Annotated in this window: 27 protein-coding genes; all 27 read right to left on the reverse strand. The window is 32.8% G+C overall.

What is annotated here, in order from left to right; translation table 11 throughout:
* Positions 1 to 2 precede the first annotated feature (2 nt).
* Genes B5X47_RS01305 through fliG form a run of 27 tightly spaced genes read right to left on the reverse strand, consistent with a single transcriptional unit; the run spans position 3 to position 24,373 of the window.
* Positions 3 to 422: a chemotaxis protein CheW gene (locus tag B5X47_RS01305; RefSeq protein WP_079588424.1), complete on the reverse strand. Its 420-nt coding sequence runs from the start codon at positions 420 to 422 to the stop codon at positions 3 to 5.
* A gap of 20 nt (positions 423 to 442) precedes the next feature.
* Positions 443 to 2,533, reverse strand: a complete 2,091-nt coding sequence (locus tag B5X47_RS01310) for a chemotaxis protein CheA (RefSeq protein ID WP_079588425.1) — start codon at positions 2,531 to 2,533, stop codon at positions 443 to 445.
* Between the two features lies 1 nt (position 2,534).
* On the reverse strand, positions 2,535 to 3,608 hold the full coding sequence (locus B5X47_RS01315; RefSeq protein WP_079588426.1) for a protein-glutamate methylesterase/protein-glutamine glutaminase: 1,074 nt from the start codon (positions 3,606 to 3,608) through the stop codon (positions 2,535 to 2,537).
* Between the two features lies 1 nt (position 3,609).
* Positions 3,610 to 4,248 carry a flagellar brake protein gene (locus B5X47_RS01320; protein ID WP_079588427.1) on the reverse strand — a complete coding sequence of 213 codons (639 nt, stop codon included), beginning with the start codon at positions 4,246 to 4,248 and terminating at the stop codon, positions 3,610 to 3,612.
* Positions 4,248 to 5,141 (reverse strand): MinD/ParA family protein, encoded by an 894-nt coding sequence (locus B5X47_RS01325; RefSeq protein ID WP_079588428.1) that lies wholly within the window; start codon positions 5,139 to 5,141, stop codon positions 4,248 to 4,250. Before B5X47_RS01325 ends, B5X47_RS01320 begins: the two co-directional genes overlap by 1 nt.
* Position 5,142: 1 nt before the next feature.
* Positions 5,143 to 6,369: a flagellar biosynthesis protein FlhF gene (gene flhF, locus B5X47_RS01330; protein WP_079588429.1), complete on the reverse strand. Its 1,227-nt coding sequence runs from the start codon at positions 6,367 to 6,369 to the stop codon at positions 5,143 to 5,145.
* Positions 6,369 to 8,396, reverse strand: coding sequence for a flagellar biosynthesis protein FlhA (gene flhA / locus B5X47_RS01335; RefSeq protein ID WP_079588430.1), 2,028 nt, complete (start codon positions 8,394 to 8,396; stop codon positions 6,369 to 6,371). Before flhA ends, flhF begins: the two co-directional genes overlap by 1 nt.
* Before the next feature lie 8 nt (positions 8,397 to 8,404).
* Positions 8,405 to 9,496 carry a flagellar biosynthesis protein FlhB gene (flhB, locus tag B5X47_RS01340; protein ID WP_079588431.1) on the reverse strand — a complete coding sequence of 364 codons (1,092 nt, stop codon included), beginning with the start codon at positions 9,494 to 9,496 and terminating at the stop codon, positions 8,405 to 8,407.
* A gap of 3 nt (positions 9,497 to 9,499) precedes the next feature.
* Positions 9,500 to 10,288, reverse strand: coding sequence for a flagellar biosynthetic protein FliR (gene fliR / locus B5X47_RS01345; RefSeq protein WP_079588432.1), 789 nt, complete (start codon positions 10,286 to 10,288; stop codon positions 9,500 to 9,502).
* A gap of 11 nt (positions 10,289 to 10,299) precedes the next feature.
* A complete protein-coding gene (fliQ, locus tag B5X47_RS01350; RefSeq protein ID WP_079588433.1) occupies positions 10,300 to 10,569 on the reverse strand; it encodes a flagellar biosynthesis protein FliQ in 270 nt (89 codons plus the stop codon).
* Positions 10,570 to 10,580: 11 nt separating this feature from the next.
* A complete protein-coding gene (gene fliP / locus B5X47_RS01355; RefSeq protein WP_079588434.1) occupies positions 10,581 to 11,369 on the reverse strand; it encodes a flagellar type III secretion system pore protein FliP in 789 nt (262 codons plus the stop codon).
* Positions 11,359 to 11,640 (reverse strand): flagellar biosynthetic protein FliO, encoded by a 282-nt coding sequence (locus B5X47_RS01360; RefSeq protein ID WP_079588435.1) that lies wholly within the window; start codon positions 11,638 to 11,640, stop codon positions 11,359 to 11,361. The genes fliP and B5X47_RS01360 overlap by 11 nt, the downstream gene beginning before the upstream one ends.
* The gene (locus B5X47_RS01365) at positions 11,640 to 12,002 is read right to left on the reverse strand and encodes a response regulator (protein ID WP_079588436.1); all 363 of its coding nucleotides are present in this window, start codon (positions 12,000 to 12,002) and stop codon (positions 11,640 to 11,642) included. Before B5X47_RS01365 ends, B5X47_RS01360 begins: the two co-directional genes overlap by 1 nt.
* A gap of 19 nt (positions 12,003 to 12,021) precedes the next feature.
* Complete coding sequence (gene fliY / locus B5X47_RS01370; RefSeq protein ID WP_200805074.1) at positions 12,022 to 13,197, reverse strand: flagellar motor switch phosphatase FliY; 1,176 nt, start codon at positions 13,195 to 13,197, stop codon at positions 12,022 to 12,024.
* Positions 13,187 to 14,185 carry a flagellar motor switch protein FliM gene (gene fliM / locus B5X47_RS01375; protein WP_079588437.1) on the reverse strand — a complete coding sequence of 333 codons (999 nt, stop codon included), beginning with the start codon at positions 14,183 to 14,185 and terminating at the stop codon, positions 13,187 to 13,189. Before fliM ends, fliY begins: the two co-directional genes overlap by 11 nt.
* Before the next feature lie 15 nt (positions 14,186 to 14,200).
* Entirely contained in the window at positions 14,201 to 14,626 is a 426-nt protein-coding gene (locus B5X47_RS01380) for a flagellar basal body-associated FliL family protein (RefSeq protein ID WP_079588438.1), read from the reverse strand.
* A gap of 21 nt (positions 14,627 to 14,647) precedes the next feature.
* Entirely contained in the window at positions 14,648 to 15,400 is a 753-nt protein-coding gene (locus B5X47_RS01385) for a flagellar motor protein MotB (protein ID WP_079588439.1), read from the reverse strand.
* A complete protein-coding gene (locus B5X47_RS01390) occupies positions 15,400 to 16,182 on the reverse strand; it encodes a motility protein A (protein WP_079588440.1) in 783 nt (260 codons plus the stop codon). The genes B5X47_RS01385 and B5X47_RS01390 overlap by 1 nt, the downstream gene beginning before the upstream one ends.
* Before the next feature lie 3 nt (positions 16,183 to 16,185).
* Positions 16,186 to 16,395 (reverse strand): flagellar FlbD family protein, encoded by a 210-nt coding sequence (locus tag B5X47_RS01395; RefSeq protein ID WP_079588441.1) that lies wholly within the window; start codon positions 16,393 to 16,395, stop codon positions 16,186 to 16,188.
* Between the two features lie 11 nt (positions 16,396 to 16,406).
* Positions 16,407 to 17,639, reverse strand: a complete 1,233-nt coding sequence (locus B5X47_RS01400; protein WP_079588442.1) for a flagellar hook protein FlgE — start codon at positions 17,637 to 17,639, stop codon at positions 16,407 to 16,409.
* A 37-nt stretch (positions 17,640 to 17,676) separates the two neighbouring features.
* Positions 17,677 to 18,063 (reverse strand): flagellar hook assembly protein FlgD, encoded by a 387-nt coding sequence (locus B5X47_RS01405; RefSeq protein ID WP_079588443.1) that lies wholly within the window; start codon positions 18,061 to 18,063, stop codon positions 17,677 to 17,679.
* A 9-nt stretch (positions 18,064 to 18,072) separates the two neighbouring features.
* Positions 18,073 to 19,506, reverse strand: a complete 1,434-nt coding sequence (locus B5X47_RS01410) for a flagellar hook-length control protein FliK (RefSeq protein WP_079588444.1) — start codon at positions 19,504 to 19,506, stop codon at positions 18,073 to 18,075.
* Positions 19,507 to 19,523: 17 nt separating this feature from the next.
* Positions 19,524 to 20,789: a hypothetical protein gene (locus tag B5X47_RS01415; protein WP_079588445.1), complete on the reverse strand. Its 1,266-nt coding sequence runs from the start codon at positions 20,787 to 20,789 to the stop codon at positions 19,524 to 19,526.
* A 12-nt stretch (positions 20,790 to 20,801) separates the two neighbouring features.
* A complete protein-coding gene (gene fliJ / locus B5X47_RS01420) occupies positions 20,802 to 21,242 on the reverse strand; it encodes a flagellar export protein FliJ (RefSeq protein WP_079588446.1) in 441 nt (146 codons plus the stop codon).
* Positions 21,243 to 21,253: 11 nt separating this feature from the next.
* On the reverse strand, positions 21,254 to 22,564 hold the full coding sequence (gene fliI / locus B5X47_RS01425) for a flagellar protein export ATPase FliI (protein WP_079588447.1): 1,311 nt from the start codon (positions 22,562 to 22,564) through the stop codon (positions 21,254 to 21,256).
* Positions 22,561 to 23,367 (reverse strand): FliH/SctL family protein, encoded by an 807-nt coding sequence (locus B5X47_RS01430; protein ID WP_079588448.1) that lies wholly within the window; start codon positions 23,365 to 23,367, stop codon positions 22,561 to 22,563. The genes fliI and B5X47_RS01430 overlap by 4 nt, the downstream gene beginning before the upstream one ends.
* The gene (gene fliG / locus B5X47_RS01435; protein ID WP_079588449.1) at positions 23,351 to 24,373 is read right to left on the reverse strand and encodes a flagellar motor switch protein FliG; all 1,023 of its coding nucleotides are present in this window, start codon (positions 24,371 to 24,373) and stop codon (positions 23,351 to 23,353) included. The genes B5X47_RS01430 and fliG overlap by 17 nt, the downstream gene beginning before the upstream one ends.
* Between the last annotated feature and the right edge of the window lie 9 nt (positions 24,374 to 24,382).

A 24,382-nucleotide genomic window follows, 5' to 3' on the forward strand; every position in this document is an offset into this window, starting at 1 on the left:
CTTTAGTGTTCTATTATTTTATCTACATCTAATAATATTATCATTTGATTTTCAACTTTTCCTATTCCTTTTACGAATGTCTCTGAAAGGTTTTCTTCAAAGGTTCCATAGCTTATAGCAGAAGGAGGTATATCCTTAACTTCAGAAGCCGAGTCAACTATATATCCTATCATTAAATCCTGCTTTTTATTAACTATTATTCTCGTTTCTGAATCATAGTCTTTACTTGGAAGCCCTAGTCTATCTCTTAAATCAATAATCGGAACAATTTCACCTCTAAGGTTAATCACTCCTTTTATATAATTTTGAGTTTTTGGAACCCTAGTTATTTCCATAATTCTTTCTATTGTCTCTACATTCTCAATTTTAATGCCATAGTATTCATCAGCTAATCTAAAAATAACGAATTGATTGTCATTCATAAAATGTTCACCTCCTTAAATTAAAACAACGAATTGGTGTCTATGATAAGTGCTACTCCACCATTTCCAAGAATAGTAGCTCCAGCAATTTGCTTTACAAAGTTCAAATATCTTCCTAATGATTTTATAACTATCTCCTGCTGACCAATAAGCGAGTCAATGATAAGACCTATTTCTTTATCGCCTTTTTTTACAATTACTACTGTAGCTTCTCCTTGAGCTCTCTTTTGTTCTTTGCAGTCTAGCACTTCAGAAAGTCTCAAAAGTGGCAATGGATTATCTCTATAAAGTATCACTTCTTTTTGCTCAATCAATCTTATCTCTTCTGTGTTTATATCTGTAATCTCTTTTATATTATTTAAAGGAATTGCATACTTTTCTTCACCAACAATTACTAGTAAAGCTTGAATAATAGCAAGCGTTAGAGGAAGTCTAATTATAAATCTTGAGCCCTTATCTTTTTCTGTCTCAATTTCTACATTTCCGCCAAGAGCTTCTATTTTAGTTAGAACTACATCCAGTCCAACTCCACGCCCAGAAATATCTGATACTTTGTCAGCTGTACTGAATCCTGGCGCAAATATAAGCTCTGCAGCTTTGTTAGCATCCATTTCTTTTGCTTGCTCTGCTGTTATCAGGCCTTTATCTATAGCTTTTTGCTTAACCTTGTCTACGTTAATCCCTGCTCCATCGTCAGATACTTCTATAACAACAGTATTCCCGTCAGGATATGCATTAAGGTTTACTCTGCCTTTCTCTTTTTTGCCTTTTTCAAGTCTTACTTCTGGAATCTCAATTCCATGGTCAATTGAATTCCTTAATAAGTGAATTAATGGATCTCCAATTTCATCTATAACTGTTCTGTCTACTTCTGTCTCTTCACCTGACATAAACAGCTCTATTTCTTTATTTAAATCTTTAGATAAATCTCTTACCATCCTTGGAAAGCGATTAAACACTCTTTCAACAGGAACCATTCTTACTTTGGTTACTGCATCATGCAGACTGGTTGTAATTCTCTCTAGGTATTCAACTGCATCGTTCATATTCTGTTGATTTGAGCTTATTTCATCATCTTCTAGTCTAGTTTTGACAATAATTAGCTCGCTTACAAGATTCATTAAATTGTCTAATCTATCGATATCAACTCTTACAGTTTTTCCAGTCTTGTTCTTTTTAGATCCAGCGTCCCCTTCAGCTTGTTTGTCTTGATTAGAATCACTTTTTGCATCAGATTTATTTTCTACATTTATATTTTTAGTCAATTCTTCAAACTGAGCTTCATTATCATCCATAGTTTTAATTGACTCTATGTTTTCTGATTTACTTATAGTTGCTTTTGATATATCGAAAATAGAAATTTCTACTTTTTCAATTTCAGAAACTTCCATAACAATTTTTTCAACTTCATCTGATGACAATTTACTTGAGTATAAAACAGTAAAGCTATCTTCAAATTTTTCATCTTCTATATCATCGGAAGATGGACTAGAGTATACAATCTCACCTTTACTTTCAAGTGACTTAAATACTAAAAAAGCTCTAGCCGCTTTTAGCATGCACCCGTCTTCAAGCTTTATCCATAGTTTGAACACTTTAAAACCATTTTCTGCCATATCAGCAGCTACACTTATAATAGTGTCCCTATCCTCTTCACTTATTTCAAGCTCGTGATTATCTACAGAATCTACCTTTGATTTAATAGGAGCTTTAGCAGAACTGGCTCTTTGATTTTCTATATCATCTAGTCTTGATATGATATTTTTTATATCAATTTCTTTTTCTTTTCCTGAAGTTTCAATACTCTTAACTTCTTCCTCCAATATATCCAGCCCTTCGAATAGTATATCTACCATTTCAGGAGTGGTTTGAAGTTTATGTGACCTTATTCCATCCAAAATATTTTCCATTTTATGAGTAAGTGAAGCAATTGTTTCAAAGCCCATAGTCGCAGACATGCCCTTTAATGTATGCGCTATTCTAAAAATTTCATTTACAGTTTCTAGATTTTCAGTGTTTGCTTCATAATCCAATAAACACTGGTTTAAATTCTGTAAATGTTCTTTAGATTCATCTATAAATATATCAATATATTGTTCAAAATCTAGCATATTACACCCCCAACATTTTATTAAGCTCATTAGCTATCTTATTTAGTGGCAAAACCTTATCAACTTTTCCAGTTGCTATAGCTGATTTTGGCATTCCAAAAACCACACATGTAGACTCGTCTTCAACTATAGTTGTAGAATTTTTTATTACTTTCAACTGTTCCATGGCTTTTGCTCCATCAGCCCCCATTCCTGTCATTATTACAGTTATAATATCGTTGGTTGGAACATCACATAAAGAATAAAACAGTGCATCTACAGATGGCTTATGGCCCGAAACATTTGGACCGTCATCTAGCCTTATTCTGTATTTGTTTTTTGAAACAGCCTCTATCTTTAAGTGCCTATCTCCAGGAGCTATATATGCAGTAGCATTTTCGAGGATTTCATTATCTTCAGCTTCTTTAACTTTTACTCTAGAAATAGAATCAAGTCTATCTGCTAACGATTTAGTGAATCCTTTTGGCATGTGCTGAACAATGAGCACTGGAGCAGGTAAATCTCCTGATAGGTTACTGATTACCTCTTGTAAAGCTCTTGGTCCTCCAGTTGAAGTTCCAATTGCAACTATTTTTTTGACCTCGCTATCTTTCATTGCTGTACTCATAATATTGGGCTGAGTATTTATTATTTTTGAGTCTCTTGGTCTTATTGTAGTTATTTTACTTACCCTTACTTTTGATGCTTCTTTTACTTTTTCAATTATATTATCTTGTATATCAGTTGAAGAACTGATTTTAAAAATATTAGTTGGTTTAGCTAAAAAATTTACAGCTCCTAAGTCGAGTGCCTTAAATGTCATCTCAGCTCCTTCTTTTGTCAATGAGCTTAACATAACTACTGGAGTAGGCTTTACTCTCATAATCTCTTTTAGAGTTTCTATTCCATCCATCACTGGCATCTCTACATCAAGAGTTATGACATCAACAGGATTTGATTGTATATATTCTATTGCTTCTTTTCCATTTTTCACTGCAGCAACTACTTGAATAGAAGAATCAATTTCTAGCAAATCTCTTAACATTTTTCTTATGAAGGCAGAATCATCTACTATTAATACTTTTATATTTTGCATTCTACATCCCTCTTTTAATAAGCATTCTCTGCTGAAGAAATAAATACTTAATCAAATCATTTCTATCTATTTCAATTATATCCAAAAATTCAATTCCTACTTCATTTTTATTGTCAATTGAGCTAAATTTTGTTCTTACTTGGGATTTAAGGTTGTAGGTTCTATCTTCTAGCTCAAAGCTCACATGAATAATTTGTCCTTCCATAAGATCCACATCTGTTACCATTCTAAGGCCTCCACCACTTATATCTTTAGTAAAGCCGGAATGTATAACATCTTCATTTGATTTGATTATTTGAATTGGAACAAGTAAATCCAATCTAAAATAATTTCTTCTTTGTCCCTTAGTGATTTCGCTTATCTTTCTAATATACATAAGAGGTACTTTACCATTAAGCTTTCTAACTACTTCTGCTTCAAACTCAAGCATTCCGCTTTCGCTATTATTGTATATTACAGTTATTTTTGTACCATTTAGTAAAGTTACTAATTGAGCGTTCTTAATGGGTACAGCTACTGCTAGTTCTCCATTTGACTCAATATCAACAAGCTGGCTTACATATTCCACTTTTTCTCCAGTCATCTTTGTTCTGACTATTATTAATTTTTGACCTAACTGAGGAAAATTTTTATCCTTCATTATGCACCTCCTCCAGCAAACAGTCCTTTTAACTTTTTCATAAAGCTATTAAAGCCTTTTTGAGAAACCGGCATGTCGAGAAGTCTTTCAGATATATTTTGAATACCTTGACTTGCTTTCGATTTGGGATTATTCATATAAAATGGCACCTGTTTTTTTACTGATTTTGTCACATTGTCATCATCCAAAATTTCCCCAAGATAATCTATATTCATGTCTAGAAATTTTTTTGATACTGAGCTTAACTTCATAAATACATTTTCAGCTTCTTTAGTATCTTCAGCTCTATTTGCTACTAGGCTTATTTTTTTTTGTTTATCAATGCCTGACATTATTTTTATGAGTGCATATGCATCAGCAATAGCAGGTGGTTCGCACGTTGTTATTACTATAAGCTCCTCAGATGCCTCAATAAAGGCTGTTACGGATTTTGATATCCCTGCACCAGTATCTATTAAAATAAAATCCGCCATATCTTTAAGCGCATTTATTTCATTTAGAAGTTTATTCATATCATAAAGAGATAATTCAGCCATTGATTGTATCCCTGAGCCTCCAGAAATTATACCAATTTCCATTGGCCCTCTAGTTATTACATCTTTAATACTTGTATTTTTGCTTATAACATCTAATAAAGTGAATTTTGGCATTATGCCTAAAAGTATTTCGACATTAGCTAGTCCTAAATCTGCATCTATAACTATGACTTTCTTCCCTTGAGATTGAAGAGCAATTGCAAGATTAATAGTAAAATTACTCTTGCCCACTCCTCCCTTGCCACTAGATATACAAATTACTCTTGTAGAAGAATTATTTGGCTTATCCTGTCTATCTATATTTTTTTTAAAAACAACAGCTTCTCTAAGCCTTTGAGCTTGATCGAAATTCTGCATCCTAAATCTCCCTTAAAAATTCATTGACAAACTTATTAAAGTCAAAAACTTCTATATCATCTGGAACATTTTGTCCATATGTTATATAAGATATGGGTTTATTTGCTTCGTCAATAATATCAAAAACTAATCCTTCTCTAGAAGTTTCATCCATTTTCGTGATTATCACGCTAAACTCATCAATGAAACTATATGCCTCTAATATATCTTTTATATCCTCTTTATTAAAATTCGCACTTAGAACTAGGAATACCTCTTTTTCTTCAATACTTCCTAAAATTTCTTCTAATTCTTTCATATGAATTTTGTTTCTATGACTTCTTCCTGCTGTATCAATAAATACTGAATCTCTGCTTTCAAGTCTTTTAACAGCTTCTGATACATCGTCCTTGTCATATGCAACCTCTATAGGACAATTTAATATTTCAGCATAGGTCCTCAATTGTTCCACTGCAGAAATTCTATATGTATCAAGTGTCATAAATCCTATCCTTTTTCCTTCGCCTATTGCTAAATTTGAAGCTATCTTTGCTAGAGTTGTCGTTTTTCCTACACCCGTAGGTCCAACAAAAACATTATATTTTTTTATAAAACTCTTACTATTGTCTTTGAAAGCGTTGAAGCGTGTATCAATTATTTTCAGTATTATTTCTCGATTACAATCTTTATTATTTGATATAGCTTCCTCAACAATTTTTTCTGCCAGCAAACGTGATAGTCCTTTTAATTCAAGTTTTTTTATATATCTTGATTTTAATTCATGGAGAACTTCATCTTCTTCTGTTTTAAAAGTTTGAACAAATCTTTCGTTTAAATCTTTTATAACGGTTTTTATTTCATCTATGTCTTTAGTAATGTCATTATTTTTTATTGTCTGATTATTTAGTACTGGTTTTTGATAAATTTTATTTACTTCTTTAAATGATACATCATTTTTATTATTTTTTCCATCTATATGTTCTGTGAATCCACTATCTTCTACATTTTTTTTGTCATAATCGCCTTTTGTCAAACTTAGTTCTGAAGATTTAGTTTTTGCTATTCTGGAATTTGATTTGTCTGGTTCTATAGCCGCAAGAACTTCTACCATATCTTTTTTGAAAAACCCTAGAAATCCTTTTGATTTAGTTTTTTTAGTCTGCAGTATAATAGCATCATTGCCCATTTCTTTTTTTACTAATGCCATAGTTTGAGTTATATTTTCTCCAACAAATTTCTTTATTTGCACTACACACTCACCGTCCCTATAGACTGGATTTTTGTTTTTGGGTCTATCTCATTATATGATAAGACTATTATATCATCACTTATCTGTTCTACAAATTTTTTAAAATAAAATCTTACAACAGGAGCAGTGACGATTAATGGTTGTTCTCCTATAGATAGCACTTTTTCAACCTCTTTGCCCAGACTTGATACTAATTTTTGAGATATGCTAGGATCTAGAGCCATATATGTACCTGTCTCTGTAGTTTGAAGAGACTCCATAATTATTCTTTCTAAATCTGGATCTAGAGTTATGACTTTTGCATCATCTCTAGAAATAAACTGTTTTGTAATGGATCTAAACATTGTCTGCCTAGAATATTCAGTAAGCATATCTGTATCTTTGGTAACTTGCCCATAGTCAGCTAATGCCTCCATAATATTACTGAAGTTTCTAATCGAAACTCCTTCTCTAAGTAAATTTGATAAAACTTTTTGGATATCACCAATGGATAATAGCGATGGTATAACTTCATCTACAAGTGTAGGATGTGTCTCTTTAAGGTTGTCAAGAAGCATCTTGACATCTTGTCTACCAATCAACTCATGTGCATGTTTCTTAATAACTTCAGTCAAATGAGTAGATATAATAGATGGCGGATCCACAACTGTATATCCAAATATTTCTGCTCTTTCACGTTCTTTTTCATCTATCCATTTTGCAGGAAGTCCAAATGCTGGTTCCACTGTATCTATCCCTTTTATCTCTCCATCGGCTATACCCGGATTCATAGCTAGGTAGTGGTCAAATAATATTTCTCCTCCTGAAACCTCAACACCCTTAATTTTTATTACGTATTCATTAGGTTGTAGTTGTATGTTGTCTCTTAATCTAATCATAGGCACTACAATACCTAATTCTAATGCACACTGGCGTCTTATCATAACTAGCCTATCAAATAAATCTCCACCTTGAGATTTGTCTGCAAGAGGAATAATTCCATATCCAAATTCTAGTTCAATAGGATCTACGTTAAGTAGAGGAAGTACATTTTCAGGTCTTCTAATTTCTTCGACGTTATCTTGCTCTTCCCCTATTTCTGGAGCGCGTTCTTCAATTCTCGATCTTCTTAGCATATTCAGCCCTGAGCCTAAAAATATCAACGACAACAGCATATAAGGTATAAATGGAAGTGGAGTAAGTGCTAAAAAGAATAATACCCCTGATATAATAAACATTATTTTATAATTATTAAAAAGCTGATCTATGAAATCTCTACCAAGGTTAGATTCAGATGTGGCTCTAGTAACAACGATACCTGTTCCAGTTGAAATAAGTAATGCTGGTATCTGTGAAACAAGTCCATCACCAACTGATAGAATAGTAAATCTAGATAATGCTTCAGCCATTGGCATACCTTGTATCAATACACCAATAACAAATCCTCCAATTACATTGACTAAAGTAATCAGAATTCCTGCTATAGCATCTCCCTTTACGAATTTAGAAGCTCCATCCATTGCTCCATAAAAATCTGCCTCGCCTTGAATTTTAAGTCTTCTATTTTTAGCTTCTCTTTCATCAATTAGACCAGAATTTAAATCTGCATCTATAGCCATCTGCTTTCCCGGCATAGCATCAAGTGTAAACCTAGCAGCTACTTCGGCTACACGCTCGGAACCTTTAGTTATAACCATAAACTGGACTATTACAATAATTATAAATACAACAAATCCTACTACAGGATTTCCCCCCATAACAAAATTTCCGAAGGCTTCTATTACTTGTCCTGCATTTCCCTCAGACAAGATATATCTTGTTGTAGTAATATTTAATGAAAGTCTAAATAATGTTGTAATTAATAATAGCGATGGAAAAACTGAGAAATCCAATGCTTCTTTGTTGTACATTGAAATAAGTAATATAAGAAGAGCCAAAGATATATTAAGGCTCAACAGTATATCTACTAAAAATAATGGTATTGGAATAATAATCATAAGTATAATAAAAATAATTCCGATGGTTATTGCTATATCACCTGATTTCATAGAGCCTCCTATATTTTTTCTTTTAATGAATACACATATGCCAAAATTTCTGCTACAGCTTCATAAAGCTGTGGAGAAATCATCTGTCCTATTTCAACTTCTTTATATAATGCCTGTGCTAACGGCTTATTTTCTACAATAGGTATACTTGTTTCCCTTGCTTTTTGTTTAATATTTTGAGCAATTAAATTTTTCCCTTTTGCCACAACGTATGGAGCTTCAAACTTATCCTCATCATATTTTACCGCCACTGCAAAATGAGTTGGGTTTGTGATTATAACATCCGCTTTTGGTATCTCTTGCATCATTCTTCTCATTGCAGCTTGTCTTTGTTTCTCCTTAATTTTGGACTTAATTTGAGGATCTCCCTCTGATTGCTTGTATTCTTCTTTTATTTCTTGTTTTGACATTTTTAAGTTTTTCTCATAATCGTATCTTTGATAAAAGAAATCTAAAATAGCAATTACGGTAATTGCAAATGTCATTCTTATTGCAAGATTAATTGATAATTCAAATATCATATAAGAGAACTGAATCGGTACAAGCTGCTGGCTTTTTAAAACAAGTCCAATATTTTTTGCTAAATAGCTATATCCAACAAATCCAACAATACCAATCTTTAATAAAGATTTTACCAGTTCAACGAAAGTTCTCATGCTGAACATTCTTTTGAACCCTTCGATTGGATTTAATCTTTCAGGTTTAATTTTTAAGGTTTCTGTAGTAAAAAGATTACCAACTTGAAGTTTATTTGTTATAAATGCTGCCACAAATCCAACTCCAATGACAATTACAACTGCTTTAGTAACATACATAATCATATAAAGTAATACTTTATATCCACCTATACTCTCGTTTAGTATATCTGTATAAAATAAATCCCTAAAAAAATAAGTGGCTTCTGTTATTGTTCGAAACATAAAGCCACCCGAATATTTAAGCGCAAGAACTGAAGCCATTAATGCTGCAGCAGTGTTTATTTCCCTGCTTTGCATCACTTGACCTTTTTTTCTAGAGTCTTGTTTTTTCTTAGGTGATGCTTTTTCAGTTTTTTCTTCTGTGAATAATTGTAAATCAATTTTCAATTTTATATCCGTCATAGTTTATCCTTTTACTATATCTAGAAATAAATATAAATATTGGTAGATATTCATAAGTATCTTTCTTATTAAGTCTCCCATATATGGTAGTGAAATTATAAAAATTATAAGTCCCATAAAAATTTTAAATGGCATTCCTACTATAAATACATTCATCTGTGGCATAATCTTTGCCATAAAAGCAAGCAAAAGATTGCCTAGAAAAATGCTTATTATTATTGGAATAGCAATAGTTATAGAGCTAATCAGCAAATAATTAAATAACTTTATAATAAAATTAATAAAATTGTCATTAGCAATATGAACTTCTCCTAGAGGCAATATATAGAAACTATTTATTATAGCTCTCATAAGATAGTGGTGACCATCAATATATAAAAAAATAAGATATGCAAAAATATCCATAAATTTTGATGTCACCGTAACCTGTCCTCCAATTTGAGGATCATAAACCTGTGACATTGAAAGACCTAAATCCATATCTATAATCGAACCAGCTGATGCAAAAATAGAAAAAAAGAGTTGAGCAATTAACCCTAAACCCAACCCAGTAATAACTTCTTTAAATGATAAAAAAATTAATTCGGCAGATCCTATAGGGGCAGGAGTTTCGAAAATTAAGAAGGGTAGAACTATGTAAGAAACAATTATACTAAGCCCTATTTTTACATACATAGGTATACCATTTCTTCCATATACAGGAGCAACCGATATAAAGCCTATTACCCTAGATAGGATGAGCAAAAATACATTTATCGAAGTAATAACTGTAGTAAATAATTCGTTTATCATAAGCTATCCAATCATTTAATAAATTTATCAATATTTTCAAATAAATTCTGAGTAAAATTAACCATAGATGACATCATCCACGGACCAAATACCACCATGGAAAGCATAACCGCAACTATCTTAGGAACAAATGCTAAAGTAGCTTCTTGTATTTGAGTAGTAGCTTGAAAAACACTTACTATAAGTCCAACAATTAGTCCGATTAATAGCATTGGTGCAGAAAGTAATAATACCATAGTCAGCGATTGTTGCATTATTCCTACAACAAGATCCATATCCATTATTACCCCTCCTAATTAAATCCAATAATTATTGATTTTATTACCATATCCCATCCATCCACTAAAACAAACAGTAAAATTTTAAAAGGAAGCGATATCATCATTGGTGGAAGCATCATCATACCCATTGACATAAGTGTACTTGCTACAACCATATCTATAACAATAAAAGGTATGAATAATAAAAATCCAACTTGAAAACCAGTCTTTAGTTCACTAATTATAAAAGCAGGAATGATTACCGTGTTTGGAATATTTTCTAGAACAATATCTTCACTATTTATCAGGTCTTCATTTTTAGATAAATCCATAAATAGTTTAATATCCTTTTCCCTAGTTTGCTTCATCATGAACTCTCTAAGTGGAACCATTGCCGTCTCAAATGCTTCTTCTTGAGTTATTTCATTATCAAAATAAGGTCTTAGAGCCTCTGAATACACTGTATTCCCAACAGGCGCCATAATAAAAAATGTTAAAAAAAGCGAAAGCCCTACTATTACTTGAGAAGGTATCGCCTGCTGTACTCCCATAGCATTTTTTAAAAACGACAAAATCACTATTACTCTTGTAAAAGAAGTCATCATAATTAAAATACTAGGAAGTAATGTTAGCACTGTAAAAAGCATTAACATTTCAATTGAATTACTCAAATCTCTTGGATTTTCCGATCCATTTATTTGTAGAGAGATATCAGGAATATTGCTCGTTAGATTTTCCGAGTATCCAATATCAAGACTAAAAATAAAAAAAACAAAAAAAATCCCTATGTATAAAAAAAGTTTTTTCGATTTAATTGCCATAATTATCCATTTCCTCTGATTTTATCTTATCAATAATCTCGATATTCTGTGGAGTAGTAGCTATTATATATTCATTATCTCTATACTTTATAAGGAAAACAGCTTTATCTCTGGCTAGAGGAACCTGCTCAATAACTTTAATTTGCTTTTCATTATTTATAAATTGGTTCCTCTTTGCCCAATAAACCGTAGCGTACTTTGCTCCAAATAAAATCGCAATGAAAATGCCTAAAGAAACTATTATCCTTAGTATCTCCAAAAACAAGTCCATTATCCTATAACTTTTCTAACAGCTTCTATGATTCTATCAGCTTGAAATGGCTTTACAATAAAATCTTTTGCTCCTGATTGAATCGCCTCTATAACCATTGACTGTTGTCCCATTGCCGAACACATGATTACAGCAGCAGATGGATTTATTTTCTTAATTTCTTTAACTGCCTCTATCCCATCCATTTCTGGCATAGTTATATCCATAATTACTAAATCAGGGTTTAATTCCTTATATTTTTCTACAGCCTTTAAACCATTTTCAGCTTCTCCTAGTACTTCATATCCATTTTTAACTAAGATATCCTTTAACATCATTCTCATAAATGCTGCATCATCAACTAATAATATTCCTTTTGCCACGTTCTATTCCTCCTTAAAATCATATACTTCTAAGTCTTTTTTCAGATTTTATAATATCTGTTATTCTAATTCCATAATTCTCATCAATTACTACTACTTCACCCTTAGCAATTTTCTTTCCATTTACCATTATATCAAGAGGTTCTCCTACAAGTCTATCTAATTCTAAAATGCTTCCAGGTGTAAATTGAAGAATATCATCAATTGGTTTTGTTGTTCTTCCAAGTTCAACAGTTACTTTCAATAAAACATCTTTTATAAGATCAATGTTTTCTGGCATATCACCTGAACGTTTATGCGGAGCGTCAAAACTAGCGAATGCAGCTGGTTTTACTTTTACGTTCTTTTGTTTTGGTTGTGGCTTTTGAGGCTCATAATAACTATCATCATCTTCCTCATAATAATACTCATCATCTTCAACTTCCTCTATATCCTCAGGGTAGTTGTCTTCTACTGAAGTTTCAACAGATTTAACCGTTGGCTGAGGCTTAATCTCTTCTTCTACCTGTTCTTCTTCATCTGAAGCTCCATATAGCATTCTATTAACAAGCGCTCTCGCAAAATCTATAGGTAAAATTTGCATTATAGTGCTATCAATTAAATCTCCTACTGTCATTCTAAAAGATATGCATATAATAGATTCATCGGCTGATAATAGCTCAGGATCTAATTGACTATCAGAGAAATTCACTTTAGAAACAATAGGTGGTGTAATATCGATTTTTTTAGCGAGCATCTCAGATAAAGATGTTGAAGACGACCCTATCATTTGATTCATAGCTTCGCTTATTGCGCTAAGATGAATTTCATTAAGTTCTTCAGGTATATCTGACTTGCCATCTCCACCTAGCATTAATGATGTAATTATTTTTACATCATCTTCTTTAAGAATCAGAAGATTCATTCCTTCTATGCCTATTCTATAATTAACCTGAACTGCTATAAATGGTAGCGGATAGCTACTTGCAATAGTACCTATGGTAGTTTCCTCAACTCTTGGAGTTGTTATCTGAACTTTATGGCCCAAAAGAGTGAATAAAGTTGTGGCAGCAGTTCCCATGCTTATATTACCAATTTCCCCTATTGCATCTATTTCCATATCGTTTAGGCTTTCATTTTTTGGTTCATTACTTTGAGAGCTTGCACCACTCATCAGCGCATCAATTTCTTCTTGAGAAAGCATGTCATTCATCATAGTCTTCATCACCCTTTTCTACCACTTTTGTAATCTTAAATGCCATATTGTTTTTTAGTGTACCTGGTCTTCCTAGGTACTTGGTTTTTCCTTCAACATGTAGTTCTAAATCTTCATCAATCTTTCTTGAAAGCTTAATTACATCTCCTTCTTGAAGATATATAAATTCTTCAACCGTTATATATGTATCTCCTACGATTGCATTAATATCTATATTTGCCCTTTTTACTCTAGTTTCCAAATATCCCTTGTCTTCTTCATTAAGTTCCTTTTTTACAGTTGAAAACCAAAACTTTGTAGAAAGATTTGGAAGAATAGGTTCTAATACTATATGAGGCATACAAATATTCATGAGACCTTCTATCTCGCCAATATTTGCCCTTAGAGTTATAAGCGCTACCGTTTCATTTGAAGATACAATCTGAGCAAATTGAGAATTCGTCTCAATTTTGTCAAGCTCTGGGTCAAGCTCAATCACATTTTCCCACGGTTCAATAAGTAGTCGCGAGACATTTGCCATTAACTTATTTAATATAGTAGTTTCAATTTCTGTAAATGGCCTACTCTCAGACTCATATTTTCCATTTCCACCTAGAATTCTATCTATCATAGTGAAAGCTAGCCTATTTGACATTTCAAATATAATTTGGCCTGGCAAAGGCATGAAATCTATAACAGATATTAGTGCAGGGTTAGATATTGAATTATTAAATTCATAATACGAAAGCTCTTCTACTGATATTACATCTATTTGAGTTATTGTTCTTAAGTATCCTGATAGATAAGTATTTAATATCCTAGAGAAGTTCTCATGAATCATGTGAAGAGTCTTTAGCTGATCCTTAGCTAACTTTTTAGGACTTTTAAAATCATATTTCTTAATTTTACTTTCTTTTGTCTCTTCCTTAATATCGGAAGCGTCTATTTCACCTGAGCTAAGCGCCGACAGTAAGGAGTCTATTTCACTCTGGGATAATATATCAGCCAAATGTCTTCACCTCTCTTACTGTATAATATAGTCCGTAAAATATACATTGCTAATGTCATCAGATCCGATTATCTCAGCAACTTTTTTAGAAATATCTTTCTTAATGTTTTCAATGCCATTTTCACTCATCATAGTTTTAACATCTTGAGAAATTAAGACTGATAGTATATGGTCTCTTATAGGTTCTACATTTTGCTCAATCAGTTTAGGAGTTTTCTTGTTTGTAGTTTCTATTACAATCTTGCCTTTAAAATATCTTCCAGAGCTTCCTATATTAGTTGAAAAATCACCCAAATCATATTTATAGGTATCTATTTTTTTAGGTGCGCTATCTGCAGAAGCAGGAGCCTTAAAAAATACCAAATACAAAGTTGTAGCAAAAACCAAAACTGACACCACAAATACAGCTATTGAAAAAATTGCAAGTTTTTTATTGTCCATATGTTCACCTCCTAAGAGAATTTATTGGTTTTTTGAGGAATCTTTATAATGGATAGTTTTTAAAATTAATATATCAACCCTTCTGTTTTTTGCTCTGTTTTCAGGGTTATCGTTTGGAGCTACAGGATGGTATTCACTATATCCAGATGCCGAAATCCTCTTAGGGTCCATGTTATTATTTTCAACTAAAAATCTAACCACATTACTGGATCTTCCTACTGAAAGTTCCCAGTTTGAAGGATATCTTGGACTATTCATAGGTACATTGTCGGTATGTCCTTCTATGCTAATAAATTTATCCTCAAAGTCCTCGGCGTTGAGAAGCTGAGCAATATAACTCATTATTTCTAGTGATTCTGGTTTTAAGTCTGCACTTCCTGAGTCAAAAAGTATATTATCTTGAAATCTAAGCAATAGTCCAGCTTCTTCCTCTAATACTGTAACACTTTCAGAAAGCTGATTTTCATTTAAATACTCTTGGATAGTTTCTTCAAGTTTTTGAAAATTTTGCATTTCTAGAACTTCACTTGATGTATTTTCATCCATCAATCCACTGTCAAGCATAGGAGCATCTTGAACTGTAGTTCCACCATCTAATACTCCTAATGCTCCACTAAAAGACTGAATTATAGCCTCAAATTTTTTAGCATCAATCGATGAAAAAGAAAACAACAGAACAAAGAAACAAAGAAGCAAAGTCATCATGTCTCCGTATGTAAGCATATATTCGGCTACTTTTTGCTTGCACTCCTCTGGCTTTTGTTTCTTAGCCATTAATCTTCTCCTCCATTTCCAGTTCCTATCCCAGCTCTCATAGATGGCGGTAAAAATGCTTTAAGTTTTTCTTCTATTATTCTAGGATTCTCACCTGCTTGAATAGATAATAATCCCTCTACCATTATTTCTCTTTCAAGTATTTCTTCTCCACTTTTCACTTTAAGCTTATTAGCCATTGGAGAGAAAAATAAGTTTGCAAATAATGAACCATATAAAGTCGTAATAAGTGCAACTGCCATAGAAGGACCTATAGTAGACGGATCATCCAAGCTACCGAGCATATTTATAAGTCCAATTAGTGTACCTATCATACCAAAACCTGGTGCCGCCGTTGCCATTGATTCAAACAATCCTTGACCAGCTTTATGGCGCTGTTCAATAAAATCAAGCTCTGTCTCTAGTAAATTTCTAACGAGCTCAGGATCCGTTCCATCTACAACTAGCATAAGTCCTTTTTTTAGAAATTCATCATCCAAAGCTTCTGTAGCTTCTTCAAGAGATAATAAACCTTCTTTTCTAGCTTTATTTGCTAATGTTATTATATCATTGATTATTTTACCTGGGTTAGAGTCTCTATTTGCAAATGTTTTTTGAGTCAATTTTATTATGTCTTTTACTTGAGGTATTGGAAATGCAACCAACGTCGCCGCTATAGTTCCACCCAAAACTATCATTATAGACGCTGCATCAAAAAAAGCTAGTAAACTACCTCCTAGTAAAATTGCTATTATTATTAATACCATCCCCGAAACTATACCTATAATAGTAGATAAATCCAAGGTCTACACCTCACTTTGAATGACTTTAATTGCTGCATTTACTCTCGCACTATATTTTATTACCTTTTCGATAATTTCATCAACTGATTCTCTAACGACAAGCTTATGACCTGTCGTTAGAGATATAACTGTATCTGGATTAGCTTCAACAGTCTCTATCAAGCTACTATTTAAAACATATTCTTCTCCATTTAGTCTAGATACTTTTATCATAAAAGCCTCCGTTAACGCTTAAGATTAACAAGTTCTTCAAGCATCTGATCTGTAGTTGAAATTATACGTGAGTTAGCTTGGAATCCTCTTTGAGTTACTATCATATTTGTAAATTCTTTACCTAAATCTACATTTGACATTTCTAATGCTCCAGGCTGAAGTCCACCATTGCCACCAGTTCCCGGCTTATTCACCTGAGGGTCTCCAGAGTTAGCAGAGCTTCTATAAAGGTTTCCACCCATTTTTACAAGTCCAGCTGGATTTGCAAAAATCGAAGTGGCTATTTGTCCAAGTATTTTAGTTCTACCATTTGAAAATACTCCTTCGACTTCCCCTCTTTGTCCTATTGCATAAGATGTAAGAACTCCTACAGGCGAACCATTTTGAGATCTCATAAGTGCATTTGATTCAGTCCCGTATTGGGTCAACTCAGACATATCAATAGTAAACGTTAATGGTGTAGTTGCTCCATTCGTAAGCGCTAAACTTCCAGAAAGGCTCCCACCAGATGTTAATTTACCATTAGTATCAAAAGTAATATTCACTGCAGTTCCAGCTGGTTGTGGAGGATCAGCAACAGTTGTTGGCGTTACACTCCAAGCATTAGGACCTGTTTTTGTGAAAGCTAAACTAATTTTATGACTTGTTCCTAAGGAATCAATAACTGTTATTTCTGTTTGTCTTCCTAATGCAGTATCAGCAGTTCTAGAATCTAAATTCCCTTCCATAGTAACGCTAGTTGTCGCAATTGGTGGTATGCTATCAGCAAGTGGAACCACTATTCCTCCAATCTCTGTTCCAACATTTCCAGAAGCATCTGTTTTATATCCTAATACTCTAAGTCCATCAGCATTCACAAGGTTTCCATCTTCATCGATATCAAAGTTTCCAGCTCTTGTATAGTACATTCCGTTGTCAGTACCATCTGCTGAAACCATAAAGAAACCTTCTCCATTTACCATAACATCAAGGCCTCTATCTGTTCTATCAGGCACTCCTGTTGTAAATAGAGTATCTACAGAAGATAAATCCATACCTAATCCTACTTGCTGAGGATTTGTTCCTCCCCTGCTAGTATCAGGGCCACTGGCGCCTCTAAGCATCTGGCTTAGAGAATCTTTAAAAGTTACTCTACTTGATTTAAAACCAATCGTATTAACATTTGCTATATTATTACCGATAACGTCCATTCTCAGCTGGTGGTTTCTAAGTGCCGATACCGCCGAGTTCATTGATCTCATCATAAGCTGTTCCTCCTCATTATATCCTTTATATTGTTAATTAATCATTTTCCTTTAGCTCTTTTATTGCTAGAGATAATTCTTCAATTTTTTTAACTAGTTCCTTATGCCCGTCAACATAGTTGTTATTAAACATTTTAATTGTGTCAAATAAAGCTTTTTGCGTTTCCTGCATAGTTTTATCTAGTCCTGCAAAACTTGTGTTTAAATTTTGCATTTGCTCTAATGATGAGAAACTTGCCATTTGACTCAGAAATTCCTTGTCATCAGTAGGATTAAGCGGATCTTGATGGCTAAGTTGGGTAGTTAGTAGTCTTAAGAATGCATCTTTTCCAAGTTCAGAATTTACTTGTCTAGCATAATTTTTTTCTGTGCCTGTGCTTGTTATTGGGGTAGGGTTCACTGTATTAGTAGTACTTGTACTCATGTTAACCTCCTAAATTAACTCTGAAAATATATCCTCAAGGACATATGGGTTATCTAAATTATCTTTTTCTAATAGCTCAAATTCTGCAACACTTATTTGAGCCTTATTATATTTCTGAGCTTCCATTATGTTCCTGTGTTTGGAAAGCTCATCTTGATTTTGGTCTACTGTTACAGTTAGATTTTGAACTTGAATTCCTTGTTTTTCTAGTGAATTTTTAAGCTCTATCATATTATTTTCAATCATTGTTTTTGCTTTATCATTTTCTGCGAAAAATGATGCATTCATCACTCCGTTTTCCGAGCTTATTTTAACTGTTAGTTTGCCGAGAGTCTCAGGCTGAAGTTTTATAGTCATTTCGTTTTTATTTTTATCTACAGTTAGTCTTATTTCATCAGCTATTTTTGATATCATTTGCATAAACTGATTATTTCTTACATCAACCTTTTTTACTGAATTCATAAGCATAGTATTCGAGAAAATTTTCCCTCCAGTTAAATCAAAGCCTTCTATTTTATCTGTCTGCATAAAATCAAGGTTTTCACTTTGACTATCAGAAAAAACATTAGATGACATAGAGCTTTGTTGTGATACAACATTTGGTTGAACTTTTAATGCGTTAAGCTCAACATTTATATCAGTCAAATCACCAGTTGCCACTTCTTTTTTGGGTTCAGCTTTTATATTTGAATTAATGTTCTGAATTTGAGTTTTTTGTAGATTTATAAGCTTGTCTAAATTTATGTCTTCACTGGCACCAACTGTTTCCAATAATGCAGTTAAGCTATTTTCTATACTTGTCAGTTGTTCCTTTGATAAATCAATTGTTTTAGCTAAAAAATTTAAGTTGTCTTTAAGAAAATCAAGTGCAATTTTTGGATTTTCCTGTATCATAGCTTTAATCTCTTCTGGAAGCATTTTTATAGCCTCAGTAACTTTATCCAATTGCTCAGGATTTAGGTTTGTGTTCATTAAGCTTTGAATAAGCTCTGCTATCTTCTCTGGTATATCTACTGGATTTTGATTTGCCTGATCATTTATAGTCACTTCAGGTTCAATCAATCCCGAAGCTTCAGCCTCATTATTATTAGATTCTGCTAATGGTGAAACGCTACTGGTGTTTTCCGTCTCACTCATTTGCTTTTCATTTTGCTTATTATTGCTGATTGAATCGTTTTGAAGCTTATCCTTTGCTTCTTTTGGCTTAATAGGTGATTCTGGCTTCAAATCTTTTCTTTTTGAAGCTTGTAAGTTCTTATCAACATTTTGATTGTCTGAATATATATCTTTGGTAGATTTATTAGGTTTATTATTAGATTTACTATTACTTGAATTATTAATAGAAAATATATCTTTAAAAGCTGAGTCTCCCCACGAGCCTTTTGAAGTATCTGGCTTTGGTAGAATCATATTTATTAAAGACACAGTGTCAACTTTGTTCATTCAATTGCCTCCTTTTATTATGGATTAGGTATTCCTAGTTCTCTGCTCAGTAACGCTGCTTTTTGAGTTCTGTCAGTGTTTTTTAGTTCGGATAATAAATTCGAAACAACAGTTGGTTTAGCTTGTTTTAATACTTGTACTAGCATATCTTGCTCTGTTATTCTAAACTTTCTTACATCATCAATCACATACTCTTTATATGATGGATTCTGGTTAGTCATTGTATCGACAATATCTGCTAAATCTGCAGGTTGCATTTTTTCATAGGCTTTTCTTAGGTTCGTAGTGTCTCTCTCATATTCCTCTAAAACTCTAAGCGAATCTGAGATTACAGTGGATAAACTTCCTTCAAATGTAGATTCTAAATCCTCGTAATTTTTAATACTTTCGAGTACTTGTGATACATATTTATCATCAGAAAATTTATTTAAAATTTCTGATGCTTTGAAATAATCCATTTTAGAAAAAATTAATCCTAAGTCATCTAAGTTGAATTCTGTTGGTTCTTCTAATTTGGCCGCTGCCAAAACTGCATCCATTTTATTATATACTTGTGCCATTGATGTGTTTTTTCTTAGAAACTCATCATACTTTTCTTTTTCCTTTTTAACTGTATCATAGAACTCTTTGCTTAATGATAGTTCTAATTCAGTTGAGTATGTCGGGTTCATATAGTGAAGCAGCTTAGCTACAAAGTTCGGCTGCATTGTTTCCAAAGTTTTGGCCATAGTAGTAAAATCCATATTATAGGTCAAGGATTCCTCTATAGCATTTATAGCTCCTCTTACACCTAAAGAAGCGTAATGTGTAGAGTCAGTGCTTCTTTGAGCGTTAATTGCTGTTTGCATTGCTTCATATTCTCTTTGAAGTGTATCCTCTTTAGCTTCTTTAAGCTTAATTTCATCTCTAATTTTAGAGGCCTTTAAGGAATTTTCTCCTATCATATAAGAAAACAATTCTTCGTAAAGCTTTTTATTCTCTTGTTTTAGAGCATATAGTTTATCAGCGGCTCTAGGTATATCTAGCGAAAGATAATATGAAGACAATTCTTTTATTCTCGTATCAACTTGTAACTCTGGCTCTGACTTAGGCTGAAATAGACCAACCCTCTTTGCAAGTGCATCAATATTTGTTTTTACGCCACTATTTGTGAAATATAAAATAGTTGATGATACTATGCCAATTATCAAGAGCCCTAACACGACAAGAATCGCTGTTTTTAGTGCTCCAAATCTAGATTCTTTTGCCGTTAAGTCGTCTTGTATGATTGCTTCTTCACTCACAAAGCCAGCCTCCTATTTAGTGTTATTTTTATTAAATGTGACAATTTGGTCTATCATTTTTTCTTCTTCTTTTTTTTCGTTGTAAAGATACTTTTCATAGTCTTTTTCTTTTAGCTTTTCAAATGTTTTTCTTTCTTTTTGTAGTTCTAAATATTCTAGCCTTTTTTGGTTTAAGTTCGATTCCAAAGAGCTTATTTCGAATCTTAATGTATTAATTTTTTTATCTAGAAAAAGTAAATACTGATTTATATTTCTTATTTCAAGAATTGAAATACCTCTTTTTCTATTATCGTTCAAGCTGAATTCTTTTTGTTTTTTTTCGCTAATTAAGGCTTCTAACTCTTCCTCTTTGATTTTTATAGCTTGCATTAATGTTACTATTTGATTCTTTTTTTCATCCTCTTGCTTTAATTTTAAATCTAGTACTCTTTGAAGCTTAAATCTAAACCCCATATCATCACCTGCTAATCTAGAATGCCTCTTAACAGTTCAACAATTTCATCAAATGTTAATCTATCATGAACGCCTTGCTTCAAAAAATCATTTATAGCCTCTATTTTTTCTATTGCCATATCTACTTTCTTGTTTGTCCCCTTAATATAAGCTCCTATATTTATCAAATCCTCGGAGTCTCTATAAGTTGCCATCAAATCTTTTATTTGACCAACTATTCCAATATGTTCTTTATCAACTATATTAGGCATTACCCTGCTTACACTAGCTAGAATATCTATGGCTGGATAATGATTTTTATTTGCTAAGTTTCTAGATAAAACAATGTGTCCATCTAGTATCCCTCTAACAGCATCAGCAATCGGCTCATTCATATCATCGCCGTCTACAAGAACAGTGTAGAGCCCTGTAATAGAGCCTTTACTAGAATTCCCTGCTCTTTCAAGTAGCTTTGGTAGAACTGCAAAAACCGATGGAGTATAGCCTTTTGTAACAGGTGGTTCTCCTATAGCAAGTCCCACTTCTCTTTGAGCCATAGAAAATCTAGTTAGTGAGTCCATCATTAAAACTACATTTTTGCCACAATCTCTAAAATATTCAGCTATTGATGTGGCAAGAAGTGCTCCTTTCATCCTGACTAAAGGCGGCTGATCGGATGTTACTACAATAACCACAGATTTTTTTAAGCCTTCTTCCTCTAAATCATTATCTATGAATTCCTTAACTTCTCTTCCACGCTCTCCAATAAGTGCGATTACGTTTATATCGGCCAAGGTATTTCTTGCTATCATACCTAGTAAAGTAGATTTACCTACTCCCGAACCAGCAAATATACCTATCCTTTGTCCTCTTCCACAAGTTAAAAATCCGTCTATTGCCTTTACTCCTAGTGGAAGTGGCTCAGTTATTTTTGTTCTAGAAAGTGGGTTTGGTGGTTGGTTGTTTACAGGATAAGAATAATTTAGCGATGGAGGTTCAAAATCATCTATAGGATTTCCCATTCCATCTAGTATTCTTCCAAGTAGCTGTTCTCCAACATCTACTTCTAGAGTATTACCAGTTGCAATAACCATCGAACCAGGTCCTATCCCTTCCATTTCTCCTAGAGGCATCAAAAGAACAGTATCTTCTTTAAATCCTACAACCTCAGCTAATACAGGGTCTTTTGATTTGATAGGATATATGTGGCAGGTTTCTCCAAGTCTAACTGCTGGACCTCTTGATTCAATAGTAAGTCCTATAACCCTAGAAACTTTACCTTTATATTGATATAGGGATATCTCGTTTAGTCTATCATGATATTTTTTTAAGTTTGCAATCATATATTATCACTGCTCATTATCAATTTACTAAACTCTCCAATCAACTTCTTAATTTGGTGAGAAACAGATGGGTTAAGACTACCTGAATCACTCTCTATTTCTACATCGCCTTTTTTAAAATTATCAGCCACTTTAATTTCTATCTTGCTGATTCCTGGATATGTTGCTAGAATTTTATTTTTGGCAAATTCTACTATTTCAAAATCCTCTTTAGACACTGTTATAATTAAATAATCTCTAAATGTCATAGTTTCAATTGCATTTTTAATAATTCCTAGTATTATATCGTCATTTTCATCAAGAATCTTTCTAGTTATTTTCTCAACTGAGGCTAACACAACTTGAATTATTTCTTGCTCCAAAGACTCAATGGATTGTTTTTTATAGTTTTCCGCTTCATCTATAATTTGATTGGCTTGTTCAATTAGCATATTATATTTTTGTATACTTTCGTTATAGCCCTTATCATAGCCTTCGTTGTAGCCTTTTTGCGATTCTGAAGCTCTTAGATTGTCTGCCTCATACTTTGATTCTTTAGTTATTGCCTCGGCTTCTTTTCTAGCTTCATTTATCATAATCTCAGATTGAATTTTGGCATCAGCTAAGGTTTGTCTTGCTTGTTTTTCTAATTTTAGTTTGTATTTAATTGCATTTTCGAGAGAATTTTCTCTAGAGCCAGCTTCTCCATTCACTTCGTCCGCAAGCTCCATATGAGTCATCTCATCAGAAGATGAACCAGATATACATACTTCCTCTTCCAAATCTACTCTAGTGGATTTAATCACTTTATACAATGATTTCATCTCCTCCACCTCTAGAGATTACAATTTCTCCAGCTTCTTCTAACCTTCTAATAGTATTAACAATATTTTGTTGAGCTTCTTCAACATCTCTAAGTCTTACTGGTCCCATAAAGTCCATATCTTCTCTTATCATTTCTGCCATACGCTTTGACATATTTGAGAAAATCAAATCAGACACTTCAGGCGTAGCTCCTTTAAGAGCAACTGTAAGCTCTTGATTTTCAATCTCACGAATAAATCTTTGAATTGCTGTAGAATCAAGATTAATAATATCCTCAAATACAAACATTCTCTTTTTAATTTCTTCTGCTAGCTCTGGATCTGTAAGTTCAAGGTTTTCAATGATATATTTCTCTGTACCTCTATCAACTGAGTTAAGTATTTCTACAACTGAGCCAACTCCACCAGCCTTTGTATAATCTTGAGTAACAATATTTGATAGTTTCTTTTCTAAAACAAGCTCAACCTCTTTAATAACCTCAGGGTAAGTTCTATCCATTGTGGCTATTCTTTTTGCTACTTCACTTTGCTTTTCTTGCGATAGTGAAGATAAAATCTGACCCGATTTAGATGGCTCCAAATAGGAAAGTATAAGCGCTATAGTTTGAGGATGCTCATTTTGAATGAAATTTACTAATTGAGATGCATCTGCTTTTCTTGCAAAATCAAATGGTTTAACTTGAAGTGATGCAGTAAGTCTATTTATTACTTCAAATGCTTTATCTTTACCTAAAGATTTTTCAAGTATATCTTTAGCGTATCCAATTCCACCCTCAGAAATATATTCTTGCGCAACGCACATTTCATAGAATTCTTCCAGAATTTCTTCTTTAACTAAAGGGTCAACTTTTTTTACATTTGCTATTTCTAAAGTCATCTCTTCAATTTCTTCTTCAGTAAGATGTTGAAAAATTTTCGCAGAATGTTCTGGTCCTAGCGTTATAAGAAGAATAGCAGCTTTTTGTTTTCCATATAATTCAGTTTTTTTTGATGCAGCTTTGGACATTTACTACCC

Origin of the sequence: Acetoanaerobium noterae, from assembly GCF_900168025.1 — a bacterium.
Taxonomy (GTDB): Bacteria; Bacillota; Clostridia; order Peptostreptococcales; family Filifactoraceae; genus Acetoanaerobium; species Acetoanaerobium noterae.